This window comes from Pseudomonas sp. TH07 (assembly GCF_016651285.1).
In the GTDB taxonomy this organism is placed as follows: Bacteria; Pseudomonadota; Gammaproteobacteria; order Pseudomonadales; family Pseudomonadaceae; genus Aquipseudomonas.
This window is the reverse complement of record NZ_JAEKED010000001.1, coordinates 6,962,895-6,976,997: the sequence shown is the minus strand read 5'-3', so window position 1 is coordinate 6,976,997 and position 14,103 is coordinate 6,962,895. Positions and strand designations below refer to the sequence as shown.

The window sequence follows — 14,103 nt, the reverse complement described above, 5'->3', positions numbered from 1 at the left end:
AGCTTACCTGATTTTGCCCAGGCGAAAAAAAACCGGCGATGAACGCCGGTTTTTCTGTGTTCGGTATTACTTGATCAGGCTGAGAAACTCGCTGCGGGTGGCAGCGTTTTCGCGGAACTCACCGAGCATCACCGAGGTGATCATGGACGAGTTCTGTTTCTCGACACCGCGCATCATCATGCACATGTGCTTGGCCTCGATCACCACAGCCACGCCCAGGGCGCCCGTCACTTGCTGGACGGCGTCGGCGATCTGCCGGCTGAGGTTTTCCTGGATCTGCAGGCGGCGGGCATACATATCGACGATGCGCGCGACCTTCGACAGGCCCAGGACCTTGCCACTCGGAATGTAAGCGACGTGGGCCTTGCCGATGAAAGGCAGCAGGTGGTGTTCGCACAGCGAGTAAAGCTCGATGTCCTTGACCAGTACCATTTCGCTGTTGTCGGAGCTGAACAAGGCACCGTTGGTGACTTCTTCCAGCGTTTGTTCATAACCGCGGCAGAGGTACTGCATGGCTTTGGCGGCACGCTTGGGCGTGTCGAGCAGGCCCTCGCGGGAGACGTCCTCGCCCAGTTGGCCGAGGATCGCGGTGTAATTCTGTTCCAGGGACATGAAACTACCTGTGGGATTTTACGCAAAGGGCAAGGGTACGGTGGCGGACACGACGCTGCAAGCATGCAACATCGGCTTTATTCGTCGCGACCTTCCATCATGGTGCGTTTGAGCATGACGTAAACCGCTCCGGCACCGCCATGCCTGGCCTGGCACGAGGTGAAGCCAAGCACTTGCGAATGCTGGCGCAACCAAGTGTTGACGTGGCTTTTGATCATCGGCCGCTTGCCGTCCAGGCGCACCGCCTTGCCGTGGGTCACGCGCACGCAACGGATTTCGAATTTGGTGGCTTCGGCGAGAAAGGCCCACAGGGTTTCCCGGGCTTTTTCCACGGTCATGCCGTGCAGGTCGAGGCTGCCTTCGAACGGGATCTGGCCAACCTTCAGCTTGCGCATCTGGCTTTCCTGAACCCCGTCGCGGGCCCACATCAACTCGTCTTCCGGACCCACGTCGATAACGAACTGGTCGGACAGGCCATCCACAGTCGTGGCGTCGTTGCGCACGGTCGCGGCCTGGCGCAATGTCGCAATCTGCGCCCGGTCGGACTTGGGTTTGCCGGTATCGGCGCGATCATGCTTGATCGGCTTGACGCCGCGGATCTCGCTTTTGAACAGGGAAAAATCGTCGTCTTGCATGTCAGCCTCCGCGAAGGGCGGCTAGTTTACCCAACTCGACGCCAGCGGCGCGACAAAACACGGGCGCGTCGAGTCAGTCATGTTTTTTCATCAGGTGCGGGGCGATGTTCAGCGTTTGCGGTTGGCGCATGCGGCGCCGGCAGCGACGCCAGAGCCAGACACCGGCGTACAGCAACAACAGGCCCACCACCAGAATCACCGCCGAGCCGGCTGGGCTCGCATTCAACTCGCCGAGTGCCGGAGGGCGTCCGAGCAGGCTGGCAGCGCCGGCCATTGCCAGCAGCACACCGAAGGTCGCCAGCAATGCAGAGAATGCCGCGCCCAAGCGCAATCGCCAGTTTCGCGGGCCTTTGGGCCGTAGTCGGCGTGCGTCAAAACCATCGGATATCTTCATTCCGACCTTCCTCAATGGGTATCGGCCCTTCGACCGGGAGATGCGCGGGTTGTTCCTGAGGCTAAGGCAATTGCCGCCAATGACAGGTTATTACGGATGAGCGGCCCACCAGCCGCTCATCTGGGGAGGGAATCAAATCAGATCTTTGGTCTGCGCCAGGGTGGCGAAGTTGTCGGCCATGATTGCCATTTCGGTCTGCTGCACGGTTTCGGCGCTGAGGATGCCGCCCTTGTAGGGCAGGTCGCGGGTGGCGCAGGCGTCCTCGACTAACGTGCAGCGAAAGCCCAGGTTCTTGGCCGCGCGCACGGTGGTGCTGACGCTGGAGTGGCTCATGAAGCCGGCGACGATCAGGTCGAGCGAGCCGAGGTCCTGCAGGCGTTTTTCCAGGTCGGTGCCATGGAAGGCGCTGGGCAGCAGCTTGCCGATGATGGTTTCGTCACCTTGGGGCTCTAGACCCGGGATGAACTCGCCCCGTTCGCCTTGCGGGTCGAACAGGCCGCCGACGGTGCCGAGGTGACGCACATGCACCACTGGCCGGCCGGCTGCGCGGGCAGCGGCCACCAGTTGCTGGATGTTGGCGACGGCCGCCGCCATGCCGGACAGCGCCAGCGGGCCGTTCAAATATTCTTTCTGGGCGTCGATGATCACCAGGGTCGCGTGGCTCAGATTGGCCGCTGCATAACCACGACCGCTGAGTTGAAACATCGTCTTTGGAACAGACATTCTGGGGCTCCTGTGAGTGGGGCTTTTGCGTCATTGTCCTCTGGCAGAGCGCTTCTGTGAATCGCTACTAACGTAAGGTGCGCCGTTGTTGGCTTACAGCCGTGTCAAGGGCCGCGTGCAAGGGTGCCGGACGACGAAAAACGGCTCCGGTGCCGGGTTTTTTCAAGCGTCGTCGGGGAGCGTTTAGGCTGCTAGAATTGCCAGTCGTTTTTTCAGGAGTCTGCCCGTGATCACTTCCCGCCTGCGCACCTTGCGCGACCACATCCGCTGGGCTGTCAGCCGTTTTCATGGGGAGGATCTTTTTTTCGGCCATGGGACCGACAATGCCTGGGATGAAGCCCGCCAGTTGGTACTGGGAGCCCTGCATCTGCCGTGGGAAATCGCCGACAGTTATCTGGATTGCGCGCTGGAGGACGATGAGCTGGTCAACCTGCAACGGCTGCTCAAGCGTCGGATCGAAGAGCGCATCCCCACCGCCTACCTGTTGGGCGAGGCCTGGTTCTGTGGCTTGTCGTTCATTGTCGACGAGCGTGTGCTGATCCCGCGTTCGCCGATTGGCGAGCTGATCGAAAAACGCTTTGCGCCCTGGTTGGGCAGCGAGCCTGCGCGGATTCTCGATCTGTGCACCGGGTCCGGCTGTATCGGTATTGCCTGTGCCTACGAATTCCAGAGTGCCGAAGTGGTACTCGCCGATCTGTCGTTCGAAGCCCTTGAAGTAGCCAATCAGAACATCGAGCGCCATGGCGTCGATGAACGTGTATTCACCGTGCAGGGCGACGGGTTTGACGGGTTGCCGGGGCAGCGGTTCGACTTGATCGTGTCCAACCCGCCCTATGTCGACGCCGAAGATTTTGCCGACATGCCCGATGAGTATCAGCACGAACCGGAGCTGGGCCTGGCCTGTGGTGAAGACGGCTTGAACCTGGTGCGACGCATGCTGGCCGAGGCCGGCGAGCACCTGACCGAGAAGGGCTTGCTGATCGTCGAGGTCGGTAACAGCCAGGTGCATGTCGAGGCGCTGTATCCGGAAGTCGACTTCGCCTGGCTCGACTTCGCACGTGGCGGCCATGGCGTGTTCATGCTGACCGCCGAGCAGTGCCGAGCGCATCAGGGGCTGTTTGCCTCCCGCGTCTGAGGCATGAAAAAGCCCGCTCAATGGCGGGCTTTTACGTGACAACACGGATGTTCAGCGGTGGGTGGCGATCCAGATCAGCAGCCCGGCCTGGAACACCGCAAAGGCCACCAGGCAACTGATGGTAAAGCGCAGCCCGGTGTCTTCGCGTTTGTACTTGCTGACCTTTTCGTCCTGCTTGCGCAGTTTGCCTTCCAGCTCTTCGAGGTTCTGTTCGGCTTGCTGGAGCATCTGTGCGGCTTCGAGGATTTCCACGAACTGCAGCTTCTCGGTGTTCCACTTGTCCAGCAGCTCACCGACCTGCACCGCCTTCACGCTGCCCTTCAAGTGCTGGGCATCGGCGTAGACCACATCAAAGCCCTGGGTGCGCAGCACGTGGTCGCGGCGCAGGCGCGTGTCTTCGTTCAGCGCATCCTTGTTCGCCAGGTCAAAGCCTTCGATCCGATAGTGCGACCACTTCTTCTGCGCCCAAATCGCCGCCTGGGCCAGCAGGAAGCGGCCGATGCCGCGGTTTGCCGGTTCGATCTGCAAACCGCTTTCCGGCTGGAACGTGACGCTGTGGGTGGCATGGTCGACCCACAAATCCAGATGATTCTGTTCCTTGCGTACCCGTTGCCCGGGCAACGAAATACTCATGCGCAACAAGCTGTGCTCTTTGTTACTGCGCTCGGCATAACCGAACTCCACAAAACGCAAAGGCCGCCCACCGGTGGCGCGATCAGTCTGCAGCGGTGCCAGGCGGAGCATCTTATGGTGCTCGGCATGCACATCCGCCCACGGCCGCTCGACCGCCTCCGGGGCGGGTTTGTCGAGTTCGGTGTCGGTTGAATTCGGGGTTTCAGTCATAACGGCGAGGTCCTGTCCAAGCGCTGCTTGCCGACGGAAAGTAAGCGGCCGGCAAAGGCTTATCGGCCGTTTTTTTCAGGACTGGAGGGCGAAAACGCGTTAACGGATGTGAAGTCCGTCAATAAATCCGAGAATTTTCGTTCCCAGCTCGGCGGCCAGTGGCAGTTGCGGATCCTTGTAGGAGGCCAACTGACGCTTGATGTCGTTGGGCACGATGCGCATCACGTGGTTCATGCCCTCGATCAGCGCCAGCTGCGCATCCGGCTTGGCAGCCTTGAGCATTTGCGCATCGCCGACGCCGACCTGGATGTCGTTGCTGCCCTGGATGATCAGGGCCGGCATTTTCAGTCTGGCAAAGGCGGCGGACGGGTCTTCCCGGAACAGGGTGATCAGGTAGGGCTGGACGCTGGGGCGGAAGATCACCTGCAGTTGCGGCGGCACGTCTTCATCCACCCGGCCGGCCTTGAGGCTGTCCAGGAGTTCGTTGGCGCGCAGCATCAGCGCGGGTGGCAGGCGGTAGCTCAACTGCTGGCGCAGTACCTGGTCGACCGGGCGCGCGGTGCCGGACACCGAAATGACCGCCGCCGCATCCAGTTGCGGAGCGGCAAGGGTGGCAATCAGCGCACCTTCACTGTGGCCAAGCACGATCAGCGGGCCCAGGCGCGAGTCGGCCTTGAGCTTCTGGCCCCAGGCCACGGCGTCCGACACGTAGGCGTCGAGGGTCAGGTTGCGTTCGTCCGGGGTCGCGGCCAGGCTGGCGGCGACCCCGCGCTTGTCGTAGCGCACGCTGGCGATGTTGTGCTTGGCCAGCACCCAGGCCAGGCGCTTGAGGCTGTCATTGCGCCCGCCGTCCGGGTTGTTGCCGTCGCGATCGGTGGGCCCGGAGCCGGAGATGATCAGCACCACCGGCACCGGCTGCTCGGATTTGGGCAGCAGCAGCGAGCCATAGAGTTCGCCGTGCCCTGTGTCCAGGCTGATCGGGCGTTGCAATACGGCGGCCTGGACCAGGCCGGTGAACAGGGTAAGGCTCAAGAGGAGAACTCGCAGCATCATCACGCCATCATGGATAAGGTGCCGGTTGGACTTCCCGGTACGGATAAGGTTCGAGGATGAACTAGTCCGATAGCCTGCGTATACTGGCGCGCTCAGTAATCCTGATTGAGTTATTTCGGCTGATTTCACGGAGCTCCCCGCATGTCCGGCAATACCTACGGCAAGCTGTTCACTGTCACCACCGCGGGCGAAAGCCATGGTCCGGCGTTGGTCGCCATTGTCGACGGCTGCCCGCCGGGCCTCGAGCTGTCGCTGGACGATCTGCAACGTGACCTGGACCGGCGCAAACCCGGCACCAGCCGCCATACCACCCAGCGTCAGGAGCCCGATGAGGTCGAGATCCTTTCCGGGGTATTCGAAGGCAAGACCACGGGCTGCGCCATCGGTCTGCTGATCCGCAATACCGACCAGAAGTCCAAGGATTACTCGGCGATCAAGGATCTGTTTCGCCCCGCTCACGCTGACTACACCTACCACCATAAATACGGCGTACGCGACTACCGTGGCGGCGGCCGCAGTTCGGCGCGGGAAACCGCCATGCGCGTCGCGGCCGGTGCCATCGCCAAGAAGTTCCTGGCCACCCAGGGTATTGTGGTTCGCGGCTACATGAGCCAGTTGGGCCCGATCGAGATCCCGTTCAAGACCTGGGACTCGGTGGAAGACAACGCCTTTTTCAGCCCCGACCCGGACAAAGTGCCGGAGCTGGAGGCCTATATGGACCAGTTGCGACGCGACCAGGATTCGGTCGGAGCCAAGATCACGGTAGTCGCCGAAGGCGTGATGCCGGGCCTGGGCGAGCCGATTTTCGATCGCCTGGACGCCGAACTGGCCCACGCGCTGATGAGCATCAATGCGGTCAAGGGCGTGGAGATCGGCGCCGGCTTTGCCAGCGTCGCCCAGCGCGGCACCGAACACCGTGACGAACTGACCCCGGAAGGTTTCCTCAGTAACAACGCCGGCGGCATCCTCGGCGGGATCTCTTCGGGGCAGCCGATCATTGCCCACCTGGCACTCAAGCCAACCTCCAGCATCACCACTGCGGGCCGTTCCATCGACATTGACGGCAATCCGGTGGACGTCATCACCAAGGGCCGTCACGACCCGTGCGTCGGCATTCGCGCCACGCCGATCGCCGAGGCGATGATGGCCATCGTGCTGATGGATCACCTGCTGCGTCATCGCGGACAGAATGCCGACGTGCGCGTCAGCACGCCGGTGCTGGGCCAGTTGTAATGGCGGTCCTGCCAGTCGCCACGGTCTGAACGCCGTGGCGGCGCTCCCGTACTGGCGGCTCTCCAGCTTCTACCTGTTCTATTTCGCCTTGCTGGGGTCGACCGCGCCGTTTCTTGCGCTGTATTTCGACCACCTGGGGTTTTCCAGCGCGCGCATTGGCGAGTTGGTGGCCATCCCCATGCTGATGCGCTGCGTGGCGCCCAATATCTGGGGCTGGCTGGGGGACTACAGCGGGCGGCGCCTGGCTATCGTGCGTTTTGGCGCGATCTGCACGTTGCTGAGTTTTTCGCTGATTTTCATCAGCAAGACCTACGCCTGGCTGGCGATGGTCATGGCCCTGCACGCCTTCTTCTGGCACGCAGTGCTGCCCCAGTTCGAAGTGATCACCCTGGCCCATCTGCGGGGCCAGCCCGCACGCTACAGCCAGATCCGCCTGTGGGGCTCGATCGGTTTTATCCTGGCGGTGGTCATCATCGGGCGCCTGTTCGAATGGCTGAGCCTGGATATCTACCCGGTGACGCTGGTGGTGATCATGTCCGGAATCGTACTCAGCAGCGCCTGGGTGCCCAATGCCCAGCCTGCGACCCAGGGCAGCAACAGTTCGGCCGGTTCGGGGTTTCTCAAGCAACTGCGGGTGCCGGGCGTCCTGGCGTTTTATCTGTGCGTGGCCTTGATGCAGTTGAGCCATGGCCCGTATAACACCTTCCTCACGTTGCACCTGGAGCGACTCGGTTACAGCCGTGGGTTGATCGGCCTGTTGTGGGCGCTGGGGGTGGTGGCCGAAGTGCTGATGTTCCTGGCCATGAGCCGGATCCTGGCGCGCTTTTCAGTACGCCGGGTGCTGCTGGCGAGTGTGCTGCTGGCGGCCTTGCGCTGGCTGCTGCTGGGAGAGTTTGCCGAGTACCTCGGGGTCTTGTTGCTGGCCCAGGTGCTGCACGCGGCGACATTCGGCAGCTTTCATGCGGCTGCCATTCATTTCGTGCAACGTAGTTTCGGTGCCCGCCAGCAGGGTCAGGGCCAGGCGCTGTATGCCGCCTTGGCCGGTGCCGGCGGGGCCATGGGGGCCTTGTATTCCGGTTACAGCTGGAATGCCCTGGGACCTGTGTTGACCTTTAGTATTGCCAGCGTCGCAGCTTTGGCTGCAGCCGTTATTATTGCCACACGTATGCAAGAGGACAGGCCATGAGCCTTACCCGTGAACAGCTCGCCCAGGAAATCATCGATGCCGGGCGCTTTCTTTATGGCCGCGGCTGGTCGCCGGCCACCAGCAGCAACTATTCGGCCCGCCTGTCCTCGACCGAGGCTTTGCTCACGGTCTCTGGCAAGCACAAGGGGCAGTTGGGGGTGGACGATGTGCTGGCCACCGACCTGGCCGGCAACAGCCTGGAACCGGGGAAGAGGCCGTCGGCGGAAACCCTGCTGCACACCCAGCTCTACAGTTGGCGCCCGCAGATCGGTGCGGTATTGCATACCCATTCGGTGAACGCCACAGTGCTCTCGCGCCTGACCCCGGGGACCGTGATCGAGTTCGAAGACTACGAATTGCAGAAAGCCTTCAGCGGCATCTCGACCCACGAGTCGCGGGTACGGGTACCGATTTTTGACAATGATCAGGACATTGCGCGCCTGGCAGCCAAGGTCCAGCCCTGGCTGGAGGCCCACCCGGATTGTGTCGGCTACCTGATTCGCGGCCATGGCCTGTACACCTGGGGCGCACGCATGAGTGATGCGCTGCGCCAGATCGAGGCTTTTGAGTTTCTGTTCGAATGCGAGTTGAAGACCCGCGCGATCCTGAACCGTTAAACCGTCAAGGCTTTCTTCGACCGAAGTAGCCATCGCCTGATGAAGTGCCTCGCCTGACCGGTGTGTAAAAGCCGGAAGGCGGGACGAAGACCTAGGAGTTGCCATTATGAGCAGCCTGTCCGTTTACCACGTATCCAGCCCGGACCTGCCAAACAAGGTCCTGACCCATTTCGACGATATCGCTTCGACCCTGGCCGAGCAGGGCGTGCGTTTCGATCGCTGGCAAGCTGCCAGCAAGATCGAACCGGGCGCCAGCCAGGAAGAAGTGATCGCCGCCTACCAGGTGCAGATCGATCGCCTGATGACCGAGCGCGGCTACATCACCGTCGATGTCATCAGCCTCAACAGCGATCATCCGCAAAAAGCTGAATTGCGCGCCAAGTTCCTCGACGAGCACCGACACGGCGAAGATGAAGTACGGTTTTTCGTCGCCGGGCGTGGGCTGTTTACCCTGCATATCGATGATTATGTGTACGCGGTGCTGTGTGAGAAAAACGACCTGATCTCGGTGCCAGCTGGCACCCCGCACTGGTTTGACATGGGCGAGCACCCGCATTTCGTCGCCATCCGCCTGTTCAATAATGCAGAAGGTTGGGTCGCTCAATTCACCGGCGAAGACATCGCCAGCCGTTTCCCACGCCTGGAGGATTGAGCGGATGCCGATCAAGGCCATTCTGACCGACATTGAAGGCACCACCAGCGCGGTGAGTTTCGTGTTTGATGTGCTGTTTCCCTACGCCGCCACGCATTTGCCCGACTTTGTTCGCCAGCACGCCACCCGCGCAGATGTGGCCGAGCAGTTGCAGGCGGTGCGCCAGGACAGCGGCGAAACGGCGGCGGATGTGGAGCGGGTGATCGAGATTCTGTTGGGCTGGATCGCCGAAGACCGCAAGGCCACGCCGCTCAAGGCATTGCAGGGCATGGTCTGGGAGCAGGGTTATCAGGCCGGCCAGCTCAAAGGGCATGTCTACCCCGACGCGGTCGACGCGCTGCAGCACTGGCATCAGCAAGGTTATGAATTGTATGTCTACTCGTCTGGCTCGATCCAGGCGCAGAAACTGATCTTCGGCTGTTCGGATGCCGGGGATCTGTCTGGGCTGTTCAGCGGGTATTTCGACACCACTTCAGGCCCCAAGCGCGAGGAGCAATCCTATCGCCGCATCAGCCAGGCCATGGCTTGCCCGGCGGCGCAGGTGCTGTTCCTATCGGATATCGTCCAGGAACTGGACGCAGCCAAAGCCGCCGGCATGGCCACTTGTGGCCTGGTGCGCGACGGCGGGGAATTGCTTGGGCATCTCAATGTAACGAGCTTTGCCGATATCGATCCGGCCAGCTTCTAAAACGAAGGCCGTGTCAGCGCAAGGCTGGCACGGCCTGAGGTGTGGCGCGAGCTTCACTCAAACGGAGTGATAGGTCGGCAGGGCGAAGCGATTCTGGCTTTGCAGCATGGAAATCTGTGGCAACTCGCTGGCTTGTTCGGCCAGGTCGCGACGAATCGCACTGATCACCCAAGACAACTGGTCACCGGCATGCAACTGCGCGTAGGAGATCGACCGTTTGAACTGTCGGCCTTCGCTATTGCGCAATGTGAGCAGGATGCCGCCGTCAGGACGTGGCTGGGTGGTGACTTCGAAGTTGGAGAACAGCGACGAAAATTTTTCTTGGATCAGGCTCATGTCTATCAGCTCCGTTAGCTCTTGAATGGCAAGCGTGGAGTGATAGGTGCAGCGATTGTGCCAGTATTTGATTTTAATAAAACTATATTAAAATCAACACGTTACAAATTATCCGATTTTTCTTTTTCGTGCATATTGCATGAATGGCCATCGTGCATCCTGCATTTTGCGTGGTTCGGGCGGGCTCTGGCGCTCGATCCGGGTACCGCTGTGACCCTGGCACCGTCCTAAAAATTCCATGGCTCAGACTTGCGGTCGGCAATTTTTCCCCAGGGCAGGCGTTGCCAAGGGATACAAAACTTTGCAAAAACCACGTGTACAGTCCGAGAACGGCTGACGTATTTTTCAGCCTGCAACGCTGCCTCACGGCTGTCGTGGCCAAGCGTTGTGCCAGCTGTTTACGGGAGTTGCCGAGTAGTGCCGGTTATCACGACAAGGAAAGTCATGAGCGGCGGATTGCGAGGTCCGCTCGACCGAATAATAAGAAACAGGATGGGATCCATGAACAGCAATCAAAGCGACATGATCACCTGGGGCATGATAATTCGTAAGTTGCCGTCCATTGCCCGGGCGTTGCCTCGGGTGCTCAAGGGCATGAAAGCGGCCAACGTCGAGAAACCTGATCAAGCCTGCGGTCTGGGCTGGACCTTCGAACAGGCAACACAGCGCAATCCCGATGGCGCGGCGCTGCTCTATGGCAACCAGCGGCTGACTTATACACAGGTCAACCAATGGGCCAACCGCATCACTCATTACCTGCAGCAACAGGGCCTGGGCAAGGGCGATGTGGTGGCGATCTTCATTGAGAACCGCCCGGAACTGCTGGTGACGGTGCTGGCGGTGGCCAAGCTGGGTGGCATCTGCGCAATGCTCAATACGGCGCAGACCCAGGGCGTGCTCGCGCACAGCCTGAACCTGGTCAAGCCGGCAGCGATTGTGGTTGGTGGCGAACTGGTCGCGGCCTATTCCGCGGTTCGCCCGCAGTTGGCGATCGACGCGCAGCGGACCTGGTTTGTTGCCGATCAACAGACCTTTGTCGATCCGGGCGAGGCGCCCGAGGGCTACATCAATCTGATCAGCGCCAGCGCCGATTCGCCATCGAGCAATCCGCCGAGCACCCAGCAGATCTACCTCGATGACCCGTGCTTCTACATCTATACCTCCGGTACCACCGGCCTGCCCAAGGCCGGGATCTTCAAGCACGGGCGCTGGATGCGCACCTCCGCCAGCTTTGGCACCATCGCCCTGAATATGCAGCCCGAAGACGTGGTCTATTGCACCTTACCGCTGTACCACGCCACCGGGCTTTGTGTGTGCTGGGGTTCGGCCATTGTCGGCGCCTCGGGGTTTGCGATCCGGCGCAAGTTCAGTGCCAGCCGGTTCTGGGATGACGTACGACAATTCAATGCCACCACCCTGGGCTATGTCGGCGAGCTCTGCCGCTACCTGATCGATCAGCCGCCCAGCGCCCGGGACCGTGACAACCCGGTGTTGAAGATGATCGGCAATGGCCTGCGCCCGGGCGTCTGGGCCGAGTTCAAGCAACGTTTCGGAGTCGGGCATATCTGCGAGCTGTACGCCGCCAGCGACGGCAATATCGGTTTCACCAACGTGCTCAACTTCAACAACACCATTGGGTTTTCCCTGGCGTCCTGGGCCTTGGTGGAGTACGCCCACGACACGGGGGAACCGATCCGCAACAGTGCCGGGTTTATGCAGAAGGTCGCCAAGGGCGGGCAGGGCCTGCTGTTGGCGAAGATTGATGACAAGGCGCCTCTGGACGGCTACACCGAGCCAGAGAAAAACCGCAAGGTCACGCTGTGCGATGTGTTCGAGAAGGGCGATCGCTACTTCAACACCGGCGATCTGCTGCGCGATATCGGTTTTGGCCATGCGCAATTCGTCGACCGCCTGGGCGATACCTATCGCTGGAAGGGCGAAAACGTCTCCACCACCGAGGTCGAGAATATCTTCCTGCAACACCCCCATATCGCCGAGGCCGTGGCCTACGGAGTGCAAGTGCACAACACCAACGGCCGTGCCGGAATGGCGGCGATCACCCCGGCCGAGTCGCTGGCGACCCTGGATTTTCGCGACCTGCTGCAATTTGCCCGGGAGCAGATGCCGGCGTATGCCGTGCCGCTGTTCCTGCGGGTGAAGGTCAAGATGGAAACCACCGGCACCTTCAAATACCAGAAAACCCGGCTCAAGGAAGAAGCCTTCGACCCCGCCAAGACCGGTGACGACCCAATCTATGCCTGGCTGCCAGGCTCGGATACCTATGTGCAGGTAACTGAACAGACGGTGCTGGATATCCAGTCGGGCAAATTCCGTTATTGATTCTGGCTATGGCCGCTCTTGAGAAAAAAGGGGTGACAGGGCCGGGGCGGCTTAAGGAAACTAGCGCCTTTGCAATTTGCCGAATGTGGAGTTTCCGATGACAGACAACAGCCGCCAGATGACCCAGGAAGAAGCTGAGGAGTTTGCCGAGCAGGTGTTCAACGTGGCCCGTCAGGGTGACGCATTGATGCTCGACAGGCTGGTGAGCAACGGCCTGCCGATCAACCTGCGCAACCATAAGGGCGACACTTTGCTGATGCTCGCCAGCTACCACGGTCACCTGGACGCGGTGCAAGTGCTGCTCAAACACAAGGCCGACCCGGAGATTCGCAACGATAACGGGCAGAGCCCGATTGCCGGCGCGGCGTTCAAGGGCGACCTGGCGGTGGTCAAGGCGTTGGTCGAGGGCGGCGCCGAGGTTGAAGGCTCGTCCTTCGACGGCCGTACCGCGCTGATGATGGCCGCGATGTTCAACCGCACCGAGATCGTCGACTACCTGATCAGCCAGGGCGCCGACCCCAAGGGCCGCGATGCGAATGGCGTGAGTGCGCTGGAGGCGGCCAAGACCATGGGCGCCAAGGACACGATCGCGCAGCTTGAGCGCCTGCTGGGCTGACCGCAGGGGAGGGCGAGGGCGCAACACCCTCGCCGCCTCCGGGCCTTTGCGCTATCCTGCGCGCCCGAAAAAATCACTCGCCTTCAGGATGCACCCATGAAAACCGCCCTAATCGAACTCATCGGCAAAATCAGCTCCGGGTGCATGGGCGATGCTGAAATCGAGCAAATCGCCACCGACGCGGCGCAAGCCTACGCCGACCCCGAAGCGTTTCTGACGGCCAATCCGGACATCAACTACGACGATACTTTCCCGATCCCGCTGGGTGAGTGGGTGGTAGTGGGTAGTCTGCCGGACACCGTGCTGTTCCAGGCCGATACCTATGTCGACCTGTTCGCCCAGATCGTCGACTCGTTCGGCCCGGGCGTGACCTTCAACATCAAGCCCAAGCAACTGGCGAAGACCGAGGCGTTGACTGCCCTCAACCGCATTCAGATCCAGATGGCCAGCATGAACCCGGAAAACGGCGGTTATGTGCTGATGAATTTCAGCCAACTGCTGGATGACGAGCTGCAACTGGTGCTGGTGTATGGCAACGACGTGCCGCGCGTCCTGGAGTTGTGCGCCGAGGTAGGGATCGCCGCTGCGCCGTCCCTGGAAGCGCTCAAGGTCGCGATTCACGTTTAAAACCGGCGATCTGCGCAATAAAACGGAACCCTGGCCAGGCGCGGCTATCCTAAGGGTGCAATCCATCACTTGGGAGCAACACCATGGGATCCACCTTCAATGGCCTTATCGGCCTGATTATTCTGGCGCTGGATATCTGGGCGATCATCAACGTTCTGAAAAGTAGCGCAGAAACCGGGATGAAAATCATCTGGGTGCTGCTGATCATCCTGTTGCCGGTGCTGGGCCTGATTATCTGGGCGATCGCCGGGCCGCGAGGCAACGTGCGGATCTGACCCCCAGCGGGTGTAACTACCCCCGAGCCCCGGCAACGGCTGCCGGGTGATCCATGCCGTGGCCCGGGCCGGGCATGAAAGTCGAACCAGAAGGTTCGACCTGTCATGTTCGGCGACGTAGAATGCGCGCCTTTCCTT

17 protein-coding genes are annotated in these 14,103 nt (G+C 61.0%); 10 read left to right on the top strand and 7 right to left on the bottom strand.

The annotated features are described in order from the left end of the window. Window positions 1-66: 66 nt before the first annotated feature. The 4 genes from folE to JFU57_RS31685 form a co-directional block, all read right to left on the bottom strand. Entirely contained in the window at window positions 67-612 is a 546-nt protein-coding gene (gene folE, locus JFU57_RS31700; protein WP_003204506.1) for a GTP cyclohydrolase I FolE, read from the bottom strand. Window positions 613-689: 77 nt separating this feature from the next. Next, window positions 690-1,247 carry a Smr/MutS family protein gene (locus JFU57_RS31695; RefSeq protein WP_020299594.1) on the bottom strand — a complete coding sequence of 186 codons (558 nt, stop codon included), beginning with the start codon at window positions 1,245-1,247 and terminating at the stop codon, window positions 690-692. 73 nt (window positions 1,248-1,320) lie between these two features. Beyond that, window positions 1,321-1,641 (bottom strand): hypothetical protein, encoded by a 321-nt coding sequence (locus JFU57_RS31690; RefSeq protein WP_043230410.1) that lies wholly within the window; start codon window positions 1,639-1,641, stop codon window positions 1,321-1,323. Window positions 1,642-1,773: 132 nt separating this feature from the next. Beyond that, a complete protein-coding gene (locus JFU57_RS31685; RefSeq protein ID WP_078470736.1) occupies window positions 1,774-2,364 on the bottom strand; it encodes a cysteine hydrolase family protein in 591 nt (196 codons plus the stop codon). A gap of 226 nt (window positions 2,365-2,590) precedes the next feature. Here JFU57_RS31685 and prmB point away from each other — a divergent pair, with 226 nt between their 5' ends. After that, window positions 2,591-3,499 carry a 50S ribosomal protein L3 N(5)-glutamine methyltransferase gene (gene prmB / locus JFU57_RS31680; protein ID WP_078470735.1) on the top strand — a complete coding sequence of 303 codons (909 nt, stop codon included), beginning with the start codon at window positions 2,591-2,593 and terminating at the stop codon, window positions 3,497-3,499. A gap of 51 nt (window positions 3,500-3,550) precedes the next feature. Here prmB and JFU57_RS31675 read toward each other — a convergent pair whose 3' ends face one another. Further along, the gene (locus JFU57_RS31675) at window positions 3,551-4,342 is read right to left on the bottom strand and encodes a hypothetical protein (RefSeq protein ID WP_078470734.1); all 792 of its coding nucleotides are present in this window, start codon (window positions 4,340-4,342) and stop codon (window positions 3,551-3,553) included. A gap of 99 nt (window positions 4,343-4,441) precedes the next feature. After that, the gene (locus JFU57_RS31670; RefSeq protein WP_020299599.1) at window positions 4,442-5,395 is read right to left on the bottom strand and encodes an alpha/beta hydrolase; all 954 of its coding nucleotides are present in this window, start codon (window positions 5,393-5,395) and stop codon (window positions 4,442-4,444) included. A 141-nt stretch (window positions 5,396-5,536) separates the two neighbouring features. On the opposite strand from JFU57_RS31670, the gene aroC reads away from it, so the two are divergent. The 5 genes from aroC to mtnC all read left to right on the top strand — a co-directional run bounded on the left by aroC (window position 5,537) and on the right by mtnC (window position 9,771). After that, window positions 5,537-6,628 (top strand): chorismate synthase, encoded by a 1,092-nt coding sequence (aroC, locus tag JFU57_RS31665; protein ID WP_201131937.1) that lies wholly within the window; start codon window positions 5,537-5,539, stop codon window positions 6,626-6,628. Between the two features lie 34 nt (window positions 6,629-6,662). Further along, the gene (locus JFU57_RS31660; RefSeq protein ID WP_201131936.1) at window positions 6,663-7,814 is read left to right on the top strand and encodes an MFS transporter; all 1,152 of its coding nucleotides are present in this window, start codon (window positions 6,663-6,665) and stop codon (window positions 7,812-7,814) included. Next, window positions 7,811-8,431 (top strand): methylthioribulose 1-phosphate dehydratase, encoded by a 621-nt coding sequence (locus JFU57_RS31655; RefSeq protein WP_201131935.1) that lies wholly within the window; start codon window positions 7,811-7,813, stop codon window positions 8,429-8,431. Before JFU57_RS31660 ends, JFU57_RS31655 begins: the two co-directional genes overlap by 4 nt. A gap of 106 nt (window positions 8,432-8,537) precedes the next feature. Next, window positions 8,538-9,083, top strand: a complete 546-nt coding sequence (locus tag JFU57_RS31650; RefSeq protein WP_078470730.1) for a 1,2-dihydroxy-3-keto-5-methylthiopentene dioxygenase — start codon at window positions 8,538-8,540, stop codon at window positions 9,081-9,083. Window positions 9,084-9,087: 4 nt separating this feature from the next. Beyond that, window positions 9,088-9,771 carry an acireductone synthase gene (gene mtnC / locus JFU57_RS31645; protein ID WP_201131934.1) on the top strand — a complete coding sequence of 228 codons (684 nt, stop codon included), beginning with the start codon at window positions 9,088-9,090 and terminating at the stop codon, window positions 9,769-9,771. A 57-nt stretch (window positions 9,772-9,828) separates the two neighbouring features. On the opposite strand, the gene JFU57_RS31640 is transcribed toward mtnC, so the two are convergent. Then, on the bottom strand, window positions 9,829-10,107 hold the full coding sequence (locus tag JFU57_RS31640) for a DUF3509 domain-containing protein (RefSeq protein ID WP_020299605.1): 279 nt from the start codon (window positions 10,105-10,107) through the stop codon (window positions 9,829-9,831). Between the two features lie 501 nt (window positions 10,108-10,608). Here JFU57_RS31640 and JFU57_RS31635 point away from each other — a divergent pair. From JFU57_RS31635 to JFU57_RS31620, 4 genes are all read left to right on the top strand, one after another. Beyond that, window positions 10,609-12,447: a long-chain-acyl-CoA synthetase gene (locus JFU57_RS31635; RefSeq protein WP_201131933.1), complete on the top strand. Its 1,839-nt coding sequence runs from the start codon at window positions 10,609-10,611 to the stop codon at window positions 12,445-12,447. 97 nt (window positions 12,448-12,544) lie between these two features. After that, window positions 12,545-13,063, top strand: coding sequence for an ankyrin repeat domain-containing protein (locus JFU57_RS31630; protein ID WP_020299607.1), 519 nt, complete (start codon window positions 12,545-12,547; stop codon window positions 13,061-13,063). A gap of 96 nt (window positions 13,064-13,159) precedes the next feature. Further along, window positions 13,160-13,690: a hypothetical protein gene (locus tag JFU57_RS31625; RefSeq protein WP_078470726.1), complete on the top strand. Its 531-nt coding sequence runs from the start codon at window positions 13,160-13,162 to the stop codon at window positions 13,688-13,690. Window positions 13,691-13,773: 83 nt separating this feature from the next. Then, window positions 13,774-13,965: a PLDc N-terminal domain-containing protein gene (locus tag JFU57_RS31620; protein WP_020299609.1), complete on the top strand. Its 192-nt coding sequence runs from the start codon at window positions 13,774-13,776 to the stop codon at window positions 13,963-13,965. Window positions 13,966-14,103 lie beyond the last annotated feature (138 nt).